19 protein-coding genes, 4 tRNA genes and 1 pseudogene are annotated in these 19159 nt (G+C 56.5%); 12 read left to right on the top strand and 12 right to left on the bottom strand.

The window, feature by feature from the left end; translation table 11 throughout:
• Positions 1-144: 144 nt before the first annotated feature.
• Positions 145-1818, bottom strand: coding sequence for a J domain-containing protein (locus JSY17_RS09935; protein ID WP_206400919.1), 1674 nt, complete (start codon positions 1816-1818; stop codon positions 145-147).
• A gap of 218 nt (positions 1819-2036) precedes the next feature.
• On the opposite strand from JSY17_RS09935, the pseudogene JSY17_RS25995 reads away from it, so the two are divergent.
• Together JSY17_RS25995 and JSY17_RS25990 are read left to right on the top strand one after the other, a co-directional pair.
• A pseudogene (locus tag JSY17_RS25995) lies at positions 2037-2813 on the top strand (MCP four helix bundle domain-containing protein); the annotation flags it as partial.
• Positions 2805-3668, top strand: a complete 864-nt coding sequence (locus tag JSY17_RS25990) for a methyl-accepting chemotaxis protein (protein WP_404823414.1) — start codon at positions 2805-2807, stop codon at positions 3666-3668. The pseudogene JSY17_RS25995 and the gene JSY17_RS25990, both read left to right, overlap by 9 nt.
• Positions 3669-3720: 52 nt before the next feature.
• Here the strand turns inward: JSY17_RS25990 and JSY17_RS09925 are convergent, their stop codons facing one another.
• Entirely contained in the window at positions 3721-4629 is a 909-nt protein-coding gene (locus tag JSY17_RS09925) for a LysR family transcriptional regulator (protein WP_117183553.1), read from the bottom strand.
• A gap of 228 nt (positions 4630-4857) precedes the next feature.
• Here JSY17_RS09925 and JSY17_RS09920 point away from each other — a divergent pair, with 228 nt between their 5' ends.
• On the top strand, positions 4858-6276 hold the full coding sequence (locus JSY17_RS09920) for a coniferyl aldehyde dehydrogenase (RefSeq protein WP_206400918.1): 1419 nt from the start codon (positions 4858-4860) through the stop codon (positions 6274-6276).
• Between the two features lie 87 nt (positions 6277-6363).
• On the top strand, positions 6364-7041 hold the full coding sequence (locus JSY17_RS09915) for a type 1 glutamine amidotransferase domain-containing protein (RefSeq protein WP_117164719.1): 678 nt from the start codon (positions 6364-6366) through the stop codon (positions 7039-7041).
• Between the two features lie 70 nt (positions 7042-7111).
• On the opposite strand, the gene JSY17_RS09910 is transcribed toward JSY17_RS09915, so the two are convergent.
• Positions 7112-7642 carry a glyoxalase superfamily protein gene (locus JSY17_RS09910; protein WP_206400917.1) on the bottom strand — a complete coding sequence of 177 codons (531 nt, stop codon included), beginning with the start codon at positions 7640-7642 and terminating at the stop codon, positions 7112-7114.
• 173 nt (positions 7643-7815) lie between these two features.
• Positions 7816-8079 carry a DUF2798 domain-containing protein gene (locus tag JSY17_RS09905; RefSeq protein ID WP_206400916.1) on the bottom strand — a complete coding sequence of 88 codons (264 nt, stop codon included), beginning with the start codon at positions 8077-8079 and terminating at the stop codon, positions 7816-7818.
• A gap of 126 nt (positions 8080-8205) precedes the next feature.
• Here JSY17_RS09905 and JSY17_RS09900 point away from each other — a divergent pair, with 126 nt between their 5' ends.
• Positions 8206-9138, top strand: a complete 933-nt coding sequence (locus JSY17_RS09900; protein ID WP_206400914.1) for a LysR family transcriptional regulator — start codon at positions 8206-8208, stop codon at positions 9136-9138.
• Here JSY17_RS09900 and JSY17_RS09895 read toward each other — a convergent pair.
• Together JSY17_RS09895 and JSY17_RS09890 are read right to left on the bottom strand one after the other, a co-directional pair.
• Complete coding sequence (locus JSY17_RS09895) at positions 9120-9707, bottom strand: glutathione S-transferase family protein (RefSeq protein ID WP_117183558.1); 588 nt, start codon at positions 9705-9707, stop codon at positions 9120-9122. The two genes, JSY17_RS09900 and JSY17_RS09895, sit on opposite strands and share 19 nt — an antisense overlap.
• Positions 9704-10132, bottom strand: a complete 429-nt coding sequence (locus tag JSY17_RS09890) for a VOC family protein (protein WP_200999635.1) — start codon at positions 10130-10132, stop codon at positions 9704-9706. The genes JSY17_RS09895 and JSY17_RS09890 overlap by 4 nt, the downstream gene beginning before the upstream one ends.
• Before the next feature lie 113 nt (positions 10133-10245).
• On the opposite strand from JSY17_RS09890, the gene JSY17_RS09885 reads away from it, so the two are divergent.
• Both JSY17_RS09885 and sfnG read left to right on the top strand, forming a co-directional pair.
• Positions 10246-11148 carry a LysR family transcriptional regulator gene (locus tag JSY17_RS09885; protein WP_206400912.1) on the top strand — a complete coding sequence of 301 codons (903 nt, stop codon included), beginning with the start codon at positions 10246-10248 and terminating at the stop codon, positions 11146-11148.
• A gap of 162 nt (positions 11149-11310) precedes the next feature.
• Positions 11311-12399 carry a dimethylsulfone monooxygenase SfnG gene (gene sfnG, locus JSY17_RS09880; protein WP_206400910.1) on the top strand — a complete coding sequence of 363 codons (1089 nt, stop codon included), beginning with the start codon at positions 11311-11313 and terminating at the stop codon, positions 12397-12399.
• Positions 12400-12533: 134 nt separating this feature from the next.
• On the opposite strand, the gene JSY17_RS09875 is transcribed toward sfnG, so the two are convergent.
• Both JSY17_RS09875 and JSY17_RS09870 read right to left on the bottom strand, forming a co-directional pair.
• On the bottom strand, positions 12534-13052 hold the full coding sequence (locus tag JSY17_RS09875; RefSeq protein WP_201012727.1) for a BRO-N domain-containing protein: 519 nt from the start codon (positions 13050-13052) through the stop codon (positions 12534-12536).
• Between the two features lie 454 nt (positions 13053-13506).
• Positions 13507-13583: transfer RNA gene (locus JSY17_RS09870), tRNA-Arg, on the bottom strand.
• Positions 13584-13885: 302 nt separating this feature from the next.
• Here JSY17_RS09870 and JSY17_RS09865 point away from each other — a divergent pair.
• The 4 genes from JSY17_RS09865 (at position 13886) to JSY17_RS09850 (ending at position 16366) form a co-directional block, all read left to right on the top strand.
• Entirely contained in the window at positions 13886-14125 is a 240-nt protein-coding gene (locus JSY17_RS09865; protein WP_117186517.1) for a hypothetical protein, read from the top strand.
• Between the two features lie 36 nt (positions 14126-14161).
• Complete coding sequence (locus tag JSY17_RS09860; RefSeq protein WP_206400905.1) at positions 14162-14347, top strand: PA3371 family protein; 186 nt, start codon at positions 14162-14164, stop codon at positions 14345-14347.
• Between the two features lie 442 nt (positions 14348-14789).
• Positions 14790-15116 (top strand): Arc family DNA-binding protein, encoded by a 327-nt coding sequence (locus JSY17_RS09855; protein ID WP_025259048.1) that lies wholly within the window; start codon positions 14790-14792, stop codon positions 15114-15116.
• Positions 15117-15286: 170 nt separating this feature from the next.
• Complete coding sequence (locus JSY17_RS09850; RefSeq protein WP_117186516.1) at positions 15287-16366, top strand: polyamine ABC transporter substrate-binding protein; 1080 nt, start codon at positions 15287-15289, stop codon at positions 16364-16366.
• A gap of 53 nt (positions 16367-16419) precedes the next feature.
• On the opposite strand, the gene mgtE is transcribed toward JSY17_RS09850, so the two are convergent.
• Entirely contained in the window at positions 16420-17862 is a 1443-nt protein-coding gene (gene mgtE, locus JSY17_RS09845) for a magnesium transporter (RefSeq protein ID WP_117183567.1), read from the bottom strand.
• A 321-nt stretch (positions 17863-18183) separates the two neighbouring features.
• Between mgtE and bamE the strand changes: the two genes are divergently transcribed.
• Positions 18184-18663: an outer membrane protein assembly factor BamE domain-containing protein gene (bamE, locus tag JSY17_RS09840; protein WP_117183568.1), complete on the top strand. Its 480-nt coding sequence runs from the start codon at positions 18184-18186 to the stop codon at positions 18661-18663.
• Between the two features lie 43 nt (positions 18664-18706).
• On the opposite strand, the gene JSY17_RS09835 is transcribed toward bamE, so the two are convergent.
• From JSY17_RS09835 to JSY17_RS09825, 3 genes are all read right to left on the bottom strand, one after another.
• Positions 18707-18783: transfer RNA gene (locus tag JSY17_RS09835), tRNA-Arg, on the bottom strand.
• Between the two features lie 87 nt (positions 18784-18870).
• Positions 18871-18947, bottom strand: a tRNA-Arg gene (locus JSY17_RS09830).
• Positions 18948-19056: 109 nt separating this feature from the next.
• Positions 19057-19147 (bottom strand) — tRNA-Ser (locus JSY17_RS09825).
• Positions 19148-19159 lie beyond the last annotated feature (12 nt).

Below are 19159 nucleotides of genomic sequence, written 5' to 3'. Positions count from 1 at the left end.
TCTGTCAAGCGGTTATTTCAACAAGTTTCAAAGTTTCCTTTGCAACTTCAACCACTTGCGCTTCGATCAACTTCGCGTTGCTCGTCAGCGGGAGGCGAACTATACAGCACTTGAGAAAGGTGTCAAACCCCTTTCCTCACTTTTTTACATCCTTCTGTAATTCGAGCGACATACTTGCATTTTCTGCTCCCACGCGCTCTGGAGACACTCCTGAGAACCGACCGCTGCACGGCATGCTTCAGGCATCGTCTGACGCAGATTATCCACGGAACAGTCGATCTGATAACGGCCATGTGAAGCAGACGCTCGCTCACGGGTTCCCCCGGGCGTCAGCATGATCGTAAAGCCGATAGCCAACAGGCCGTAGAATGCGGCGACAATCAAAGTGCCTTGCATAGCCTTCCTGCCCTTTAGCATCCGCTGCACTGCAATATAAGGCTGTGGGTAGCGGTAAGGCGCAACAGCCAGGCAGATAAGTGTTACCGCGCAGTGCAGCACCAGCCCGAATCCACCACACTTCCACACCATTCCCCCACCTACGGCGATCAGCGGCATTCCGTGCCGCAAGACTTTGGCGTTCACGGTTGGGCCGCTGAGGGAATCAGGCAGAAGACGGGCGCTCAGCCATTCATCCAGCCTATCGACAACTTCGCAGACCGGACGCCACACACAGAAATACACGACAAGGGCCAATGAAGACTGAATGGCGTACTGGGCCAGCAACAAACCCAGATCCCTATTTGCCTGAAAATGCAGCGAAAGCCCGAACAACAGAGCAATCGACACTACCGACAACCCTAACCAGCGCATGGCCTCCTGGGAAAAAGGCTCATGCACCCGATTCCAGCTTTCAAGATCGGCATCGGGAAAGGCTTCGAGAGCGCCGGGATAGCGCAGCGTCATTTGCTCGACCAGCCGCATGCAGATAGCACGCACGCTGCCATCTTCAACCCTGGCCATGCGCCTGCGCTCGGCAGGACTATAAGGCCCCAGCAGCATATGCACGGCTCGCCCCTCGGCACTGAACGGTTGTTTACCGAGCAGACGCTGCAGGTGCCGGACAAAATCATCCTTTTCAATACGATCAAGCAAACGCTGCCATATAAACGCAGGCTCCGGATGCAGATCTTTCTTCACATCCCAGCCAAACAGGTCGCACACCTGCTCGAACAAGGTCGCGCTCCAGCCTGCCGTGTTGTGCAGCAGAATCATGACCCAACGCTGCAAATGCTCACTGCGCTCCAGCGAAGCCAGCCAGGGTTGTTGACGTAACGCCTGCAACGCATCGATAAAAGCCCCCTCCTCGCCAGCCTGGAGTTGGGCCTGCAATTGCGTCTGGTGGGCGTCGAGCAGGATCTGAGTCAGTCTTGCAGACTGCTCACCATCCATAGGCACTTCTTGCCTGGGCGTCAGCCAGCTCAACTGCAGAGTCGCAGCCTGAGTCAGTTCGATCTCGCGTTCGGGGTCGGCAAGACAACGCTGCAATAATCCCAGCTCGAAGCCTTGTATGCACCCCATCGTCCGGGCCTGAAGACTCACCTCATGCAGATTGTCGACAGTCGCTTGATCAACAAGCGCCAGCCATGAAGGCGATGCATCGTGCCGAGCTGGCACGGACAGCTCGACAACCTCATCGTCGTCGCTCTCATTCCGATAGCGAGCAATATGCAAAGCCTGCTCATAAGCATCCCGAAGGCGCTGAAAGGCTTCGGCATCCTCATCGGGCCGGTTGCTTTTGAGCAGGCGCGCATACTGGCGCTTGATACTGCGCTCATCGGCATCGTCAGGCAGAGCCAGAACCGCCCAGCAATCACTCATCACTGCCACTCACTGCATTTGAAGTCGTCAATACGAGCCCTTGCGCCGTTCTGTCCATGCCTGATTACTTCCCGCAGCGCTATCCAAAACGCCATCATAACCGCAGCCAACGAATGTTTCCTGCCACGTCCAATCGATCAATTTCACCCATTTTCTAAAGATGAACCGCTCTAGGTCGATAGTTTCAGGCTGTCAACTCCCTAACGACGGCACCTCCCATGACTCTCAGAAATTTCAACATCGCACCACGGTCATTGCTCTGCTTTGGCTTTTTTGCCTTGCTGATTACAGCACTCGGGCTGTTCTCACTGATGCAGGCAACCAACTTGCAAGAGTCCCGGGAAACACTGCAAGACAACGTATTACCCACTGTTCAGGCAGTCGATCAGATCAAGAATGATCTTCTGACCATCCGCCTTGGCAACAGCGGCCTGCGTCTGGCGCAGGATGCAAACGCGACGAATGCTGCGCAGCAACGTGTCACCCAGGCACGCAGCAGCCTTGAAGCGGATGTCCGCAAGCTGCAATCGCTGCTGGTCACAGATGCAGGCAAGAAGACCTACGACAGCATGTCCCGCAACCTGAACAGCTATCTGGCAGTACATTCACGGTATCTGGAAGCCGTCGCGCAAAAGCGCGAGGACGTCATCAACGCACTGACCCAGTCGAACGGTGAAATGACTCTGGCAGCCGATCTGCTGGCCAAGGACATCGCCGAGATTTCACGCCTGTCCGATCTCAAGGTCGCAGAGTCCGATGTGGCCGCCGACAACACCTATGCCCAGGCTCGCAATGTCACGATCATTGCCATCCTGGTTGCGCTCGCAGCCACACTGGCATTGGCCGGTCTCTTTACCCGCAGCCTGACCGCTCCGATTGCCAAGGCACTGGCGGTGGCCGAACAGATTTCGGTCAATGACCTCAGCAAACCCATTGTCATTGACGGCCAGGACGAGCCGGGGCGCCTGCTGGCAGCCCTCTCGATCATGCAGCAGAACCTGCGACGCACGCTGAGCGAGCTGGGTAATTCCTCCAATCAACTGGCTTCCACCTCTGAAGAGCTGTCGGCCGTGACGGAAGATTCCCTGCGCGGCGTTCAGCGTCAGAACGATGAAATCAATCAGGCAGCCACCGCAATCAATCAGATGAGCGCCGCGGTCGAAGAGGTCGCGCGCAACGCAGTACTGGCCTCGACTGCCGCACAGGACTCCAGCAAGTCGGCAGAAAATGGCCGCAATCGCGTGAACGAAACCGTCAGTGCGATCAACGAACTGCACGAGTCGGTGAGCACCACCGCTGTCGAAATCGACGGCCTGGCCGTAGAAGTACAAAGCATCAGCGGGGTTCTGGATGTCATTCGTGGCATCGCCGACCAGACCAACCTGCTGGCTCTGAACGCCGCCATCGAAGCGGCACGTGCCGGTGAAGCCGGTCGTGGTTTTGCGGTGGTTGCCGATGAAGTCCGGGCACTGGCTCATCGCACCCAGCAGTCGACCGCCGAGATCGAAAAAATGATTTCGTCCATCCAGGGCGGTGCCAGCAAGGCCGTAAGCGCCATGGGGCAGAGCAACGAACGGGCTCGCGCCAGTCTAGAAGTTGCCCAGGCGGCGGGCCATGCGTTGGCGGAAATCACGGCAGCCATCGTGCAGATCAACGAGCGCAACACCAGCATCGCATCGGCCACCGAGCAACAGGCGCAGGTGGCTCGTGAAGTGGATCGCAACCTGACCAGCATTCGCGACCTCTCGACTCAGAACGCCACAGGCGCCAATCAGACTTCAGCTGCCAGCTCGGAACTGTCGCAACTGGCTGTGGGCCTGAATCAACTGGTGTTGCAGTTCCGGATGTAAGCACCAACGCCTGAGACGCTGGCCGCCGGGCACATGCTCGCAAGCGGTCAGCTTACTCTTCCCCGGCGCTTTGCCGATCGGCCCGCAACCGCCACAACAGGGATTGTCGAGCATGGGCTACACGCGGCTGACGCAAGGCACTGGGGATCCACAACAGATAATATTCGCGACTGGACGGACCAATCGGGGCCGGTATTTCCTGCAACTCTCCCCGAGCGATGTAAGGCCTGCATAGATAAGCCGGCAACGCGCTCCAGCCAAACCCTTCCTTGAGCAGGTTGCACAAGGTGCGCAAATCCTGCCCCACCATGGCCGGCATCAGTTTCGGCGCATCGATCCTGTTCACGTCCAGCCAGCCATCGATAAGCGGCAGATCCAGGTTATAGGCAAGCACTGGCTCCTCCAGCAACGCCTCCCTGAAATCCTCTGCGCTTGCAAGACGCTGAACCACCGAAGGTGCAGCCACCGCCAGTACATCATCGACAAACATCAACTCGCTGCGCAGGCGTTTATTGTTGGGTGGCGCAGCGGATATCCCGAGATCGCAGTGGCCTTCGATCAACATATGCATGATCGACTCATGATCTCCGCTCTGCATCCTTATACGGATACCGACCTCAAGCAAAGGCAGCAATTGCCTGGAAACCACTTCAGCCAGAACGTCGGCGTGGCCGATGATCTGCAACGCACCGGCCAACTCCACCGAACGCGCCCTGGCCGATGACAGCGCAGCCTCGGCTGCGTCCAGCTTGTCGCCGATATCCGCTGCCAGTTCGTCTGCTGCGGACGTGGGCTCGACACCTCGCGACTGACGCTCGAACAGACTCCTGCCAATCGCCGCCTCAAGCCCGGAAATATGCTGCGACACCGCAGGCTGCGTCAGGCTCAAGGTCCGCGCCGCACCACTGATCGAACGTTGCCGGTAAACCTCGATGAAGGTCCTCAAACGAACAAGAGACATACATATTCCATAAATAATTTTATGACTGCGCAAAAAAGCCGTTGTTATACATCAGGCCTGAGCGTTTCTAAGATAGCCATATCTCTTGAGAAAAGCGCTCATGAACGACGAAACGACTGACTGGTACTGAGCAATTTTTTATACCAGATCAAATAGTCCCTGAGTGGTCGATCTGCATGTTCAGTTCAACGTCATCCATACAACGTCCGTAGCCAAGGAGCAGAAACCATGCCTTTCCAGCCAGACACCAAAGAATTGAAAGCCCTGCTGCTGAACATGAAACGCGCCCACACGGCGGCAGGTCCTGCAGATGCGAAACTGCGCCAGGACCGCTTGATCCGCGGTGCCAGACTGCTCAGCGACAATCATGAAGCCATTGGCAAGGCCATCAATGCCGACTTCGGTAATCGCAGCTTCTACCAGTCCCTGATGGCAGATACCGTCATGACGGTAAAAATGCTCCAGCACTCTGCCGAGCATGTGGCCGAGTGGATGAAACCTGAACAGGTTGCCGCTCCGGGGCCAGGCATGCAGGCCTGGATTCAGCAACAGCCTCTGGGCGTTGTAGGCGTTATCAGCCCATGGAACTTCCCGATCAACTTGTCATTCGGCCCACTGGCCGGTGTGTTTGCAGCGGGCAATACTGCCATGCTCAAGCCATCCGAATTGACACCCAGAACCTCCGAATTGCTGGCCGAACTGATCGCCGGCTACTTCGATCCGCTGGAGCTGGCCGTGGTCTTGGGTGATGCCGAGCTGGGTGCATCGTTCAGCGGTCTGCCTTTCGATCACCTGGTCTTTACCGGCAGCACCACGGTTGGGCGTCATGTGATGCGCGCAGCGGCTGAAAATCTCGTCCCCGTGACCCTGGAGCTGGGCGGCAAGTCGCCTGTTGTGGTCGATGAGGACTTCGATATCCGCACGGCCATAGAACGTACCCTGACGATCAAGACGTTCAATGCCGGCCAGATCTGCCTGTCACCGGACTACATGATGATTCCGAAGTCGCAGGTCGAGGCGCTGACCGCCTCTGGCAAGAACTTCGTCGCCAACAGTTTCCCGACCATCCAGAGCAATCAGGAATACACGTCCATCATCAGCCAGCGTCACTACGAGCGCCTGGTGGGCCTGATCGATGATGCGCGCAGCAAAGGCGCAACCATCGTCAATCTGGCACCGGAAGGTGAACCGGGCTTCGATGTCAGGACACGCAAGATCGCGCCTCATCTGCTGCTGGATGTGAACGATGACATGAAGATCATGCAGGAAGAGATTTTCGGCCCGCTGCTGCCGGTCAAGACCTACACCGACCGTACCGAGCCAGTGGCCTACATCAATGCCAATCCGCGCCCGCTCGCTGCCTATTACTTCGGCAATGACAGCGAACGACAGCACGCCTTTGCACTCCAAACCACTTCAGGCGCTCTGGTGGTCAACGATGTGATGAGCCATGTGTCCATCGATACCCTGCCGTTTGGTGGCGTAGGGGCATCGGGTATCGGCGCTTACCATGGCGTCCATGGTTTCAGACGCTTTACCCATGCCAAACCTGTCGTCATCCAGAGTGAAGACGGCGCTGCAAATCTGCGAATGCGCGCACCGTATGGCGACAAATCGGCACCGCTGGAAGCCTTCCTGAAGGGCTGACCGTCACTTGCAATGAAGATAATGCGCAGGCCATCGACCTGACAGCCTGCGCCTCACCTGACTCATGGACATTACGAGGAAACTGCAATGAAAATCCTGATGGTACTGACCTCTCACGATCAACTGGGCAACACTGGCAAGAAAACCGGTTTCTGGCTCGAAGAATTCGCAGCGCCCTACTACACCTTCATCGATGCCGGTGCCGAAGTGGTCGTAGCCTCGCCTGCTGGTGGCCAGCCGCCTCTGGACCCGAAAAGCGACCTGCCGGATTTCCAGACCGAACTGACCCATCGCTTCAAGGCTGACCCGGCCGCTCAACAAGTACTGGCGACTACTGTGAAGCTGGACAGCGTCAACCAGCAGGATTTCGACACGGTTTTCTATCCAGGCGGCCACGGCCCGCTCTGGGATCTGGCAGAGTCGAAGCGCTCCATCGAACTGATCGAGAGCTTTGAACGCGCCAACAAGCCGATCGGTTTCGTCTGCCATGCGCCGGGCGTATTGCGTCACGTCAAGGCTGCCAATGGCGAGCCCTTGATCAAAGGCCGTCGTGTCACCGGCTTTACCAATGGCGAGGAAGAAGCGGTGGAACTGACCGATGTCGTGCCCTTCCTGATCGAAGACGAGTTCATCGCCCTGGGTGGGCTCTATGAAAAAGGTCCCGACTGGCAGCCCTACGTGGTTGAAGACGGCAAACTGGTGACTGGCCAGAACCCGGCCAGCTCGGAAGCAGTCGCCAAGGCGTTGCTGAAACAGTTGGCGTAAGCCTTTGCAGAAAAACGGGGAGTCAGGCTGAAAAGGCCTGGCTCCCCGTTTTTTATGGGCTCAGAAACACTCAGCTCTGACAGAAGCGAATCCGGTTACCGAACGGATCGTGTATTTCCAGAACCTTCCCCCAGCCCTGCTGGACAATATCTGGACGGCCGTATCCGTAGCGCTTGGCAAGCAACTCATCGCGAAGAAGCTCGATATTGTGCATGGGAACAAAAATCGTCGCGCCGGGGCTCGCATCGCCATGATGCTCGGACAGATGAAACTGCAGCCCATCCCGGCTTATACCCAGATACAACGGCAGATCTGCTTCGAATCGGTGCTCGAATTCGACGCTGAAACCCAGGAAATCCAGATAGAACTCCCGGGCCTTGGCTTCATCGAACATCCGCAATATCGGGATGGGTTTGTCGAAGGTAATGGCAGGTTGAGGGCTGCTCTGCGCAAGTAGCGCCGATGCCGTGTTCCAGTCCTTGTAACCCAGTTGCTGCGCGACCAGCTCAAGTGCAGCCGAATGGGACAGCTCCTGATTGCCCGCCGCCAACGAAACGCGCAGCCTCTTGGCCATCTGCTTGGCTTGTTCGATTGAAAACATCGTTCCTCCTGAGGTCGAGGCATTCTGGTGCTCGCATTACCAAAACTCGACCGTAGGAAATACGACAGGGTTCGGAATCATGAAGCAATGCTTTCACCTTCCCTTGGGGAGCGAGCGGCGGGCAGCATCGGCCAGCGCCGAGGATACTCAAGCTGGCCACTGAGCGGAAGTTCTCAATGCCTGTGAACCGTCCAGGCGACCAAGCGGGCAACCAGCGGGCGCACGACCATTACACAGAAGAACGCCGAAGGCATTGCCACGCGATACGCATTCATCACATTTTCCATGTAATGTTCATCAATCCCGAACTCAGCCAGAGTGATCACGAGGCACATGAGAAACGCCATGATGGTCGCCATGTAGAAAGCAAAGACATAAGGCGTCGCCCGGCTCGGGAAACGAAATCGTGCAGTATTGCTGCTGGCTCCGGTAGTCATCGATAACCCTCGTCGACCTTGAATGGTGGAAGTGCAGCTAAGCTACCAATCGGCCTCACCCACCAGTAGAGGGATAACACTTGAATCATTATCAAGTAAAACCAACGAATTGAATGAAAGCATCCGATGGACATTCTGGGTTTGATCAATAGCTTCATCCGCGTGGTGGAAACCGGCAGCATCGCGGCGGCCGCGCGTGCCCAGGGGATGAGTGCAGCGGCTGTGAGCCAGAGTATCAGCCGACTTGAAACGCATCTGGGCGTGCGCCTGCTGTCGCGCACCACCCGCAGGATGGCACTTACCGAAAGCGGCCTGCGTTATTTCGAAAAAGTCCGGCACATCCCACAAGACATCGAGCTTGCTTCCCATGCCGCAACCGTCGCCACCGAACCTCAGGGGCCGCTGTGTATCGCCACGACTGCAGCATTTGGCCGCCATGTCCTGGCACCGCTGATCCCTGCGTTCAAAGCCACCTTTCCGCGTATCGATATCGAACTGATCAGCACCGACCGACGCGTTGATCATCGTCTGGAAGGCGTCGACGTCAGTATCCGCATCGAAGCGCAATTGAGCGACGGACTGGTTGCCCGACGCATCGCCTCAAGACCGTTCGTATTCTGCGCATCGCCCGACTACCTCGACCGCGCCGGCGTGCCCACATCCATCGACGACCTGAAACAGCATGCCTGCCTGGTCTTTCGCTATCCCACAGACGGGCGTTTTCTGCCCTGGAACTTCATGGTCAACGGCAAGCGTGTCGAAGCCAGGGTCAATCCCGGCTTCGTCTGCGACGATATCGACATGCTTGCGCAAATCGCCGTGAATGGCGGCGGCATCGCCCGCCTCGCCAGCTTCATCGCCCAGCCACACCTCGACAGCGGTCGCCTGCTGCCGCTGTTCGAACCAGACAATCGCAACACAGCCTGCGCCGAGTCTGAGCCGATGGATATCTATGCATGCGTTGCCGAGCGGTCAGCGTTGAACACGAAGGTGCGAGCGTTTATCGACTTTCTTGAAAAGGCACTGCAAAACCCGCCCGCTCAAGGCTTGGGCAGATAACCCGGCAACGCTTCTATCCGCGCCATCCAGCGCGCAATGTTTGCATAGGGCGCAAGATCAACGCCGCCTTCGGGAGCGAGCACGACATAGGGATAAACCGCGCAATCGGCAATCGTGGGCCTGCCGATTGCCAGCCAGTCATGATGCTCCAGGTGCCTGTCGAGCACCGAGAGAGCCACGCTCGACTTTTCCAGCGCCTGCGCCTTGTCCAGCACCACACCGAACTTCTGCACCAGCCGAGCAGCACAAAGGCTGTGCTGAACCTCATTGCCGGCAAACGAAAGCCACTGAACGATATCGGCCTGGCCCTGAGGATGCGCTGGCCACCACGCCAGGCCACCGTATTGACCCGCGAGATAAACCAGAATGGCCTGCGAATCACGGAGGATGTACGAACCGTCCTCCAGAACCGGGAGCTGTCCCAGGGGATTCATGTCCGAAAGAGGCGGCTTCTTGTGCTCTCCCGCCAGAAAATCCACTGCAACCACATCAAGCTCGATATTGGCCAGTGCAGCAAAGAGACGCACTTTGTAGCAGTTGCCCGACGCATCCAGATCGTAAAGTTTCATTGCGTTTCTCCATCGACGAGTTGATTGAATTCAAGAACATTGCCATCCGGGTCGCGGATAAAAAGCGCGACTCTTCTCGGCCCGATGTGATGCGGCCCCTGGGTGATCACGATCCCCTGCTCGCCCAGCCAGGTCTGAAAAACCTCAAGGTCATCGACGATAAAGGCGGGGTGCGTCATGCCGGGCAGCTTCACCGGAGCATCCAGCAGGACGTTGTGCGCATCGGGCACGCGAGTAGCGTTGAAGATGAGGTTGATTCGCACGCCATCCGGGCTGAGCATTTCGTTGGCCTCGTACAGCGGAAAACGTGCGGTCTCGATAAATCCGAGTGCCTGATAAAAAGACATCGAGCGATTCTGGTCGCTGACACGGATTCCGATGTGATCGTATGCGAGAATCCGTGCGGGGTTTGGTCGCTGGCTCATGAGGGAAACTCCGGCTGAAAACAGTCCCTGAAGTTTCCACCGGACTGTGTGTTTCACCTATGCCGCGGACCTGACAAGACCTATGCAGTAATCGCACAGATAAAAAGGTGGCAATGGACAGGCTCAAGGCAATGGCCAATTTCGTTCGGATCGTCGACAGCGGCAGCCTGAGTTCGGCTGCCGATGCGACAGGCCAATCCGTCGCTTCACTGGTCCGCTCGCTGGCAGCACTGGAGCGTTACCTCGGGGTTCGCTTGCTGAACCGCAGCACCCGGCGTATGGCCCTGACCGATGAGGGCGAGGAATATCTGGCCTGGAGCCGCCGCATGCTTGCGGACTTCGATGATATGGAGCAGCGGCTGGAATCCCGCGACGGCATTGCCCGTGGCCTGCTTCGTCTGACCGCTCCGGTGGAGTTCGGGCAACGCTATCTGGCGCCGCTGGTGAATGCCTTTCTCAAGGATCATGAGGAAATGGCGGCCGAGCTGAGCCTCAATGATCAGGTCATTCCCTTGCTTGATGAACGCCTCGATCTTGCCCTGCGAATAGGCCATCTGCCCGACTCGGCCATGGTGGCGCGCAAGGTCGGCAGCACCCGGCTCGTCACCTGTGCCAGCCCGGACTACCTTCGCGCCTCTCCCGCTCTCGACAGCCCACAATCGCTGCGGGAGCATGCCTGCATCACACTGGCCTTCCAGGGGAGACACTGGTTTTTCCGTCATCGGGAAAAAGAGCTGGCTGAAGAAATTGTCCCCAGACTGGTCTGCAATCAGGTTCGAGCCGCCAGCCAGGCCTGCGTACAGGGCGTGGGCATTACCCGGCTGATGCATTATCAGGTCGCGGATGAGCTGGCCGATGGTCGCCTTGTCAGGATCCTCCGGGACTTTGAACCCATGGACCTACCGATCCAGTTGGTCTATCCGCACTCCCTGCAATTGTCACCGCGAGTACGGGCTTTTGTGGAGTGGGCGTGTCCGCAACTGGAAAGGCTGACGCCTGACCCGGATGGGGAGTAAAACTGTCTGCCCGGCAACATCTCATCAGCATTTATAGGTAAACCAAGACAGCGCCTCGATTCTCAGTAAATCGTAAGCCTTTGTAATTCATGAAAATATCCAGTGGCATGCATGCTGCACTGTCGAAACGGCCATCCCCTTCGTCGTTTTCGGAGATATCTCATGAGCCACTTACCTATCAAGTTCGCCTACTGGGTCCCTAACGTCAGCGGCGGACTCGTCGTCAGCAAGATCGAGCAACGCACCAGTTGGGATATCGACTACAACCGCAAACTTGCACAGATCGCCGAGCGTTCGGGCTTTGAATACGCCTTGACGCAGATTCGCTTCACTGCCGGCTACGGTGCGGAGAATCAGCACGAGTCAGTGGCCTTCAGTCACGCCCTGCTGGCCTCCACCGAAAAACTGAAAGTGATCGCGGCCATCCTCCCCGGCCCCTGGACACCGTCAGTGGCCGCAAAGCAACTGGCGACCATCGACCAGCTCACCGCTGGCAGAGTGGCCGTGAATATTGTCAGTGGCTGGTTCAAGGGTGAGTTTCAGGCCATCGGTGAGCCGTGGCTGGAACATGACGAACGTTACCGGCGTTCGGAAGAATTCATTCAGGCGCTCAAAGGAGTCTGGACCACGGACAGCTTCACCTTCAAGGGCGACTTCTACCGCTTTCATGACTACACCTTGCGCCCCAAACCCATTCAACGCCCGCATCCCGAGATCTTTCAGGGCGGCAGTTCCCGCGCAGCACGGGACATGGCGGCCCGCGTATCGGACTGGTACTTCACCAACGGCAATACCCTGGAAGGCATCAAGGCGCAGGTCGACGATATCCGCGCAAAGGCCGCAGCCAACGGGCATTCAGTGAAGATCGGCGTCAACGCCTTCATCATCGCCCGCGACACCGAGCAAGAAGCACAAGCAGTCTTGCAGGAAATCATCGACAAGGCCGACCCCGAAGCCGTGAATGCCTTCGGCGATGCCGCAAAACAGGCAGGCAAGGCCAGCCCCGAGGGAGAAGGCAACTGGGCCAAATCGTCCTTCAACGACTTGGTGCAGTACAACGATGGCTTCAAGACCAACCTTATCGGCACACCCCTGCAGATTGCCGAACGTATCGTCGCGCTGAAAGCGATAGGCGTGGATCTGGTACTGTCGGCGTTCCTGCACTTTCAGGAAGAGGTTGAGTATTTTGGGGAGCGGGTGTTGCCGCTGGTGCGGGAACTGGAGGGGGTTGGGGTGTTGGAGAGGGTTTGACGGGGGCATGTAGGCGGATCAGGGAGATCCGCCGGTAGGGAACAGATCGCATTCATAGGCCAATCCCTGACCTACATTGATCGCCCCGCCCAACCGGAACGATCAAATTCATATCACGCAAAAAACGAATTGCTTCACGCAACCAGCCGGCGCCACCAGGATTCTCTGACTGCCTCAGGCTGTACCTGAACCAACTCCGGCATATCACGCAATTTCACCCACAACTCGCCATGCCATTGCAGCGCACCCAAGACATTGCCCTGCCAGCGCATCTCATATCGCTGAGGTTGATCGCTGGAATCTAACTTGGGAACTTCGAAAACCGGCAACACCTCCTGAACCAGCCAACGCCGCAGTGCGCGGTTTTCCGGTACGTAGTGATGCACCAGCAACGCAAAGACGCCCGACTCGCTGACCATCAGGCATTTTTCCCATTGCCCGTGAGTCAATAGCCAGGCTGTGCGGCGTTGGTCGGCGTCGAGTTTGAGTGTGGCGCGCTCGTCCAGTTGCTTACCCATCAGACGGGCCAGATCAGGCAAGGAAAACCAGACCTGAGTATCACGCATGACAGCACGCAGCATACGGTGGTGACGGATAAAAACGGTGGGCTCGAAATGATCGGTGCAGGGAGGTGAAGGATATGGAAGGTCCATGGTGTGAAAGCTCCTTGTGAGAAAAGAGCTGCCGCAGACGTCGCTAAACGAATGAAGGGTGGCAGCTGTGCGAAGGTTAGCGAACCGGCCTTTTACTCGCACACACCGGCAGACCCGAAGGTCTCCGACGCACAGCCGCCATGACACGACCTCGTACCGGAAAGGCATGAGGCTGCATGAGCGTGTTGCGAGTGCAAGGTTCGGATCGCTAAATCCGGCCGCTGATTTTGCAGCGGAGCCGCACATTAAATGCCGTAACTGACACACGCAAGGGGTCGGGATTTTCTAGGAAATTTCGTTCAAGGGAAAGGGAAGATGCCAAAGGAAAAGGTGACTTTTAGACGGTGGGAAAGAAGAAATTGTAGATGATTTGAGATGTGTCTTCGGTTGTGAAGGATGGCGGCAGGAAACTTAATCACCCTGCGCCTGAAAGCAGCCAGGCGAAAGTCTTTAATGGTGTCCCAGGGCAGGTTCGAACTGCCAACCTTCCCCTTAGGAGGGGGATGCTCTATCCAATTGAGCTACTGAGACACTGCGTTGCCAGCACACCGATTGGTGCCAGCGAGGACGGCGTGCATGTTAACGGCATGGAAGGGTTTTGTCATGTCGTCATTGCCTTCGATAATCGTAGTCCACATCGCGGCGCAGAGCCCTTGCAGGCGGGGTCGTGCATTTTGCATTACCCCAAAAAGCCATCATTGCAAAACGCAATATCCAGTGCTCTTAAATCAAACACAAGCCATTGTTTTATAAGGATTTTTTATTGAAATAAATCTGGCATGCAGGCTGCATTATCAGTACCTGTGACAACACTCCACGCAAGGTACTTGAAAATGAACATGACTCTCTCAGTGTTGAATGCAGTAGCTCTGGTGGCTCTGGTGGCATTTCATTTTCATGACGCCCGCATTCACGAAGACCAGATCTCCACTCGTCCTCAATCCCATGAGCTGATCCGCCAGACACCACAACTGGCAGTCATGGGTGACAGAAGCGTCAATGCAGCTACGCTGGGTCATGAGGTCAAGGAAGCCCCGCTGCCAAATCGTGCCGAAGAGCGTTGGATCTTCTGAGATCGTCACATAGCCCACCTTCACGAGAGAGTAGCCATGTCAAAATCCGCATTGTCATTCATGATCCTGGCACTGATGGCTGTTGCCGTTGATCTTCTTCTCCCTGAACAGGCGCATGCATTGAATTTCGCCTCGAAAATCGCCGCCGGGCTGTTTGCCAGTCTGTTCGTTGCGGCCATGATCATTGGTCGTCGCTTCAAGTTCGATCCGATTCTGCGCTGAGTGAACACCCGCTGATGGTTGTACTGGTCGGTAGAGCTTCGCGCCATTGCTGACTGGGTCATCGGCCTCTTGAAATACTGCCTCCCTCCCCCGCCATGCACGCCCGTCGGCATTGTTCGTCTTGTTGCGGATAAGCATCTAAGCTGAAGACAGATAGCCATCATGGCAAAAAGTAGTCAGGCGTTCGTCGTGTCACCTGGATGAGCAGGAATTGGCATGCTTTGCAAATCCTCTCGCAATTCTGATAATTGGTGCTGGCTAAACGCCTTTATCTGAGTCAATATTTGTCACAGAATTGACGCCAAGGATTCGACGTAATAGGGCATGATGCGGCGCCCTTTGGATAACTCGGTTGGAACATTTGGCCAAAACGACTGTCCCATAATGGCAATCTGGCGGCCACTTGCGAGAACCGCTTCCCCTGAACTAACCGGTTAAATATATGAGCCCTATGAAACAGGCTACTTATTCCAGCCGTACGGCTGACAAGTTCGTCGTTCGCCTACCAGATGGCATGCGTAATCGTGTGCAAGAGGTAGCCAAAAACCACCACCGCAGCATGAACTCGGAAATCATCGCTCGACTCGAGCAGAGCCTGATTCAGGAAGGTGCACTTGGCGATGAGCCAAACCTGCGCCTTGATAGTCCTGAGCTGTCCCTGCACGAACGCGAGCTGCTGCAGCGTTTTCGTCAACTCTCACACCGCCAGCAGAATGCACTGGTGTCCCTGATCGCTCACGACACGGAACTCGCTTCAGAAGAGTCGTAAGAAATCAGAGAAAAAAGCATTCAAGCCAGCGAAAGCTGGCTTTTTTATTGCGGCCCCCTTCCTAAATACCTATAAGATTATTTCCTACAGGTATGCATCCCATGATCACTGCTCCCGAGGCGATGATTGTTCGTGCATCGCGATCATCAAGTCATGTGAGGAGCCACGAAATGCTTGGTAAAGCCTTCGTCCCCCTGATGCTGGTCACATCGATGAGCCAGGCCGCCCAGACCGTCAAGGTGTTCAACTGGGAAGATTATTTTGCTCCGGACACCCTGAAGAACTTTCAGAAAGAAACCGGCATTGAAGCCACTTATGACACCTACGACGGTAACGAGGCTCTGGACGAAAAGCTCAGGAGCAGACATTCCGGTTACGACATTGTGGTGCCATCGAGTCATTTCATGGGCGGCCAGATTCAGCGCGGCGACCTGAAGAAGCTGGACAAAAGCCAGTTACCCAACTGGAAAAACCTCAACCCGGTTCTGCTCAAGGTGCTCAGAGATATCGATCCGGGCAACGAACACGCCTTCCCCTATCTGTGGGGGACCACCGGCATCGGTTATAACGTGGCCAAGGTCAAGGCTGCTCTTGGCAACGATGCGCCGCTCAACTCCTGGGACCTGGTCTTCAAACCCGAGAACATGAAGAAACTGTCTCAGTGCGGCGTCGCCTTTATCGACAGCGCCCCCAGCGTCCTGCCCATCGCACTCAACTACCTGCAATTGCCTCCACAAAGCGAGGTCGCGGGTGATTACACCAAGGCCAGAGCTGCCCTGATGGCGATACGACCTTACGTGAGCTATTTCCACTCCACCAACTACATAGCGGATCTGGCCAGCGGCAAGATCTGTATGGCGGTCGGGTATTCAGGAGATGTCCTGCTGGCAGAGCGCAACGCGCAGAAAGCAGGCAACGACATTGACATCAACTATGTCATTCCCAAGGAAGGCGCACCGATGTGGTTCGACATGGTTGCCATGCCTGTCGATGCCCCCGACGAAAAAGCCGCCTACACCTTCATGAATTACCTGCTGGCGCCCAAGGTGATCGCCGGAATCACTAACTATCTGCGTTATGCAAATGGCAACGAGAAGTCCGAGGCATTGGTGGACGCAGCAGTTCACAGCGACCCCAGAATCTACCCCGACGAAGAAACCTTTGGCACCCTGTTCGCCCAGAAAGCGATGCCTGCCGAAAGCGAAGCGCTGAGGCTGCGGACATGGAAAGAAGTCAAAGCCGGGCAATGATCACCTGAAACAAAAAACCGCCTGAACAGGCGGTTTTTTTATGGTGATTGCCATCAAAGCAGAAAGATGGTCGCCAGCCCCAGGAAAATGAAGAATCCGCCACTGTCGGTCATCGCGGTAATCATGACACTCGCTCCCATGGCCGGATCGCGGCCAAGGCGTGCAAGGGTCATGGGAATCAGAACGCCCATGAAAGCCGCCAGCAGCAAGTTGAGCGTCATGGCAGCGGTCATGACCACGCCCAGTGACCAACTGTCATAGAGCATATAAGCCACGGCACCAATGACTCCGCCCCATATCAGGCCATTGAGCAACGCCACCGCCAGTTCCTTGCGCAGCAGGCGCGAGGTATTGCCGGTGCTGACCTGATCCAGTGCCATGGCGCGTACGATCATGGTAATGGTCTGATTCCCGGAGTTGCCGCCGATACCGGCCACAATCGGCATCAATGCAGCCAGGGCCACCAGCTTCTCGATCGAGCCCTCGAACAGGCCGATGACACGCGAGGCCAGGAACGCCGTGATCAGGTTGATCGCCAGCCAGGCCCAGCGGTTACGCAGCGAGCGCCATACGGAAGCGAAGATATCTTCCTCTTCACGCAGACCGGCCATGTTGAGGACTTCGCTCTCGCTCTCCTCACGAATCAGGTCGACCATTTCGTCGATGGTCAGACGGCCGATCAACTTGCCGCTCTTGTCGACTACCGGCGAAGAAATGAGGTCATAACGTTCGAACGCCTGGGCAGCGTCGTAGGCATCGTCTTCCGGGTGAAAGCTGACAGGGTCGTCGGCCATGACTTCACCGACCTGCTTGTCCGGGTCATTGACCAGCAGACGCTTGATCGGCAACACGCCCTTGAGCACGCCATCGTGGTCGACCACGAAAAGTTTGTCGGTGTGGCTCGGCAACTCCTTCAGGCGCCGCAGGTAACGCAATACGACTTCCAGGCTGACGTCCTCACGAATCGTCACCATCTCGAAGTCCATGAGCGCACCGACCTGCTCCTCGTCGTAGGAGAGTGCGGAACGGACACGCTCGCGCTGCTGGACGTCCAGCGCTTCCATCAGTTCATGGACGACGTCGCGAGGCAGCTCAGGCGCCAGGTCGGCGAGTTCGTCGGCGTCCATCTCCTTGGCCGCCGCCAGCAACTCGTGATCGTCCATGTCGGCGATCAGGGTTTCCCGGACGGAGTCGGACACTTCAAGGAGGATATCGCCATCGCGTTCGGCCTTGACCAGTTGCCAGACGGTCAGACGCTCCTCAAGAGGCAATGCCTCGAGGATATAAGCGACGTCCGCAGAGTGCAGGTCATCGAGCTTGCGTTGCAGCTCGACAAGGTTCTGGCGATGAACGAGGTTTTCTACGCGATCCTGATGCTGACCTTCCTGGCGGTGGATCAGATCTTCGACCACACGCTGGCGCTGCAGCAGATCGACCACTTGGGCAAGGCGATCCTGCAAGCTTTCCTGCGTCTTTTTTACTTCTGTTTCAGTCATAGGCGAACTCCACTCCCAGCAGCGGAGCACGCCGGGAGGATCAATCAGTTGATTCTTGATTGGTGAAACGAGCTATTGAGTAACTACTGGGTAAGTCCATGGAGGTATTCCACAAGCCCCGGCGGGGCTGACGGGCGCAATGATACACCGCTTTGAGCGGATCGCACGCGAGAAATTCAGGCAAGAACAGGCGCTTGCGAGACAAACCTGAAAGTTTTGCGAGACAGCGAAGTTACGACGTCACATTCAGCCAAGAAAACACGCTCGCCGGGGAGCAAGGCCCTGACTAGGATGACGATGCACGTCATGGAGGACTCGGCAATGCGTATCACGCCCCGCATTTTGTTATGGAGCAACCTGCTCTGCCTGCCGCTTTACACACAAGCCAATACGGTTCAGCGCTGCGAAGACCCGACCGGAAAGATCACATTCACCACCCTGGGCTGTCCGGCCGGCCACACCAGCGAGTTGCAGAAGGCCTTCAATGCGCCTCCCGGAAGCATCACGCCCCTTATCCCGAGTGCAGACAGGCGAAGCACTCAGGCCAGCAAGGAAATAGTGGTGGTCGGACAGCAGGACGATGGCTGCGGCAATCGACTGAGCCCGGCACAGCGCAGGCAGGCGATCATCAATCAGCGCACACCGCCAGGCATGACCAGACGGGATGTGGAAAGCCTGCTGGGCCGCCCGGACAAGATCACCAATCGCAATGGAGAACTGCGCTACACCTACCACTTGAAAAAGGGTCGAAGCAACAATGTGACATTCGATGAAAACGGATGCGTGAAAGGAAAACGCTAGAAAGCAAAAAGCCCACATCTTTCGATGTGGGCTTTCTGGTGTATGGTGCACTCGACAGGATTCGAACCTGTGACCGCTCGGTTCGTAGCCGAGTACTCTATCCAGCTGAGCTACGAGTGCATTGGTGTTTTTAGACCAGATCACCTCTGGTTGAAGCCAGTTATCTGGAAGTCTGTATTTGACTACATCAGACCAGTTAACCTTAAATGGTGCACTCGACAGGATTCGAACCTGTGACCGCTCGGTTCGTAGCCGAGTACTCTATCCAGCTGAGCTACGAGTGCATGTGTTGGTGCCGCGCATTATAGGTCGTCAAATCGTTTTGTAAAGCACTTTTTCTAGTAATTTCAACAACTTACAGAAGAAGCCAGATCTAACGCACTACAGAAATAATGGCGGAGAACGGGGGATTCGAACCCCCGACACCCTTGTGAGGTGTACTCCCTTAGCAGGGGAGCGCCTTCGGCCACTCGGCCAGCTCTCCGCAACACGGGGC

Source organism: Pseudomonas capsici, assembly GCF_017165765.1.
In the GTDB taxonomy this organism is placed as follows: Bacteria; Pseudomonadota; Gammaproteobacteria; order Pseudomonadales; family Pseudomonadaceae; genus Aquipseudomonas; species Aquipseudomonas capsici.
This window is presented reverse-complemented; position numbering and strand designations above follow the sequence as displayed.

Excerpts from the sequence above, each read along its gene's own strand:
- JSY17_RS09885 (WP_206400912.1), top strand. The coding sequence starts at position 10,246 with ATGGACAGGCTCAAGGCAATGGCCAATTTCGTTCGGATCGTCGACAGC.
- JSY17_RS09850 (WP_117186516.1), top strand. The coding sequence starts at position 15,287 with ATGCTTGGTAAAGCCTTCGTCCCCCTGATGCTGGTCACATCGATGAGC.
- JSY17_RS09905 (WP_206400916.1), bottom strand. The coding sequence starts at position 8,079 with ATGACTACCGGAGCCAGCAGCAATACTGCACGATTTCGTTTCCCGAGC.
- JSY17_RS09920 (WP_206400918.1), top strand. The coding sequence starts at position 4,858 with ATGCCTTTCCAGCCAGACACCAAAGAATTGAAAGCCCTGCTGCTGAAC.
- JSY17_RS09910 (WP_206400917.1), bottom strand. The coding sequence starts at position 7,642 with ATGTTTTCAATCGAACAAGCCAAGCAGATGGCCAAGAGGCTGCGCGTT.
- bamE (WP_117183568.1), top strand. The coding sequence starts at position 18,184 with ATGCGTATCACGCCCCGCATTTTGTTATGGAGCAACCTGCTCTGCCTG.
- JSY17_RS09855 (WP_025259048.1), top strand. The coding sequence starts at position 14,790 with ATGAGCCCTATGAAACAGGCTACTTATTCCAGCCGTACGGCTGACAAG.
- JSY17_RS09860 (WP_206400905.1), top strand. The coding sequence starts at position 14,162 with ATGTCAAAATCCGCATTGTCATTCATGATCCTGGCACTGATGGCTGTT.
- JSY17_RS09895 (WP_117183558.1), bottom strand. The coding sequence starts at position 9,707 with ATGAAACTTTACGATCTGGATGCGTCGGGCAACTGCTACAAAGTGCGT.
- JSY17_RS09900 (WP_206400914.1), top strand. The coding sequence starts at position 8,206 with ATGGACATTCTGGGTTTGATCAATAGCTTCATCCGCGTGGTGGAAACC.
- JSY17_RS09935 (WP_206400919.1), bottom strand. The coding sequence starts at position 1,818 with ATGAGTGATTGCTGGGCGGTTCTGGCTCTGCCTGACGATGCCGATGAG.
- JSY17_RS09915 (WP_117164719.1), top strand. The coding sequence starts at position 6,364 with ATGAAAATCCTGATGGTACTGACCTCTCACGATCAACTGGGCAACACT.
- JSY17_RS09890 (WP_200999635.1), bottom strand. The coding sequence starts at position 10,132 with ATGAGCCAGCGACCAAACCCCGCACGGATTCTCGCATACGATCACATC.
- JSY17_RS09875 (WP_201012727.1), bottom strand. The coding sequence starts at position 13,052 with ATGGACCTTCCATATCCTTCACCTCCCTGCACCGATCATTTCGAGCCC.
- sfnG (WP_206400910.1), top strand. The coding sequence starts at position 11,311 with ATGAGCCACTTACCTATCAAGTTCGCCTACTGGGTCCCTAACGTCAGC.
- JSY17_RS25990 (WP_404823414.1), top strand. The coding sequence starts at position 2,805 with ATGCAGCAGAACCTGCGACGCACGCTGAGCGAGCTGGGTAATTCCTCC.
- mgtE (WP_117183567.1), bottom strand. The coding sequence starts at position 17,862 with ATGACTGAAACAGAAGTAAAAAAGACGCAGGAAAGCTTGCAGGATCGC.
- JSY17_RS09925 (WP_117183553.1), bottom strand. The coding sequence starts at position 4,629 with ATGTCTCTTGTTCGTTTGAGGACCTTCATCGAGGTTTACCGGCAACGT.
- JSY17_RS09865 (WP_117186517.1), top strand. The coding sequence starts at position 13,886 with ATGAACATGACTCTCTCAGTGTTGAATGCAGTAGCTCTGGTGGCTCTG.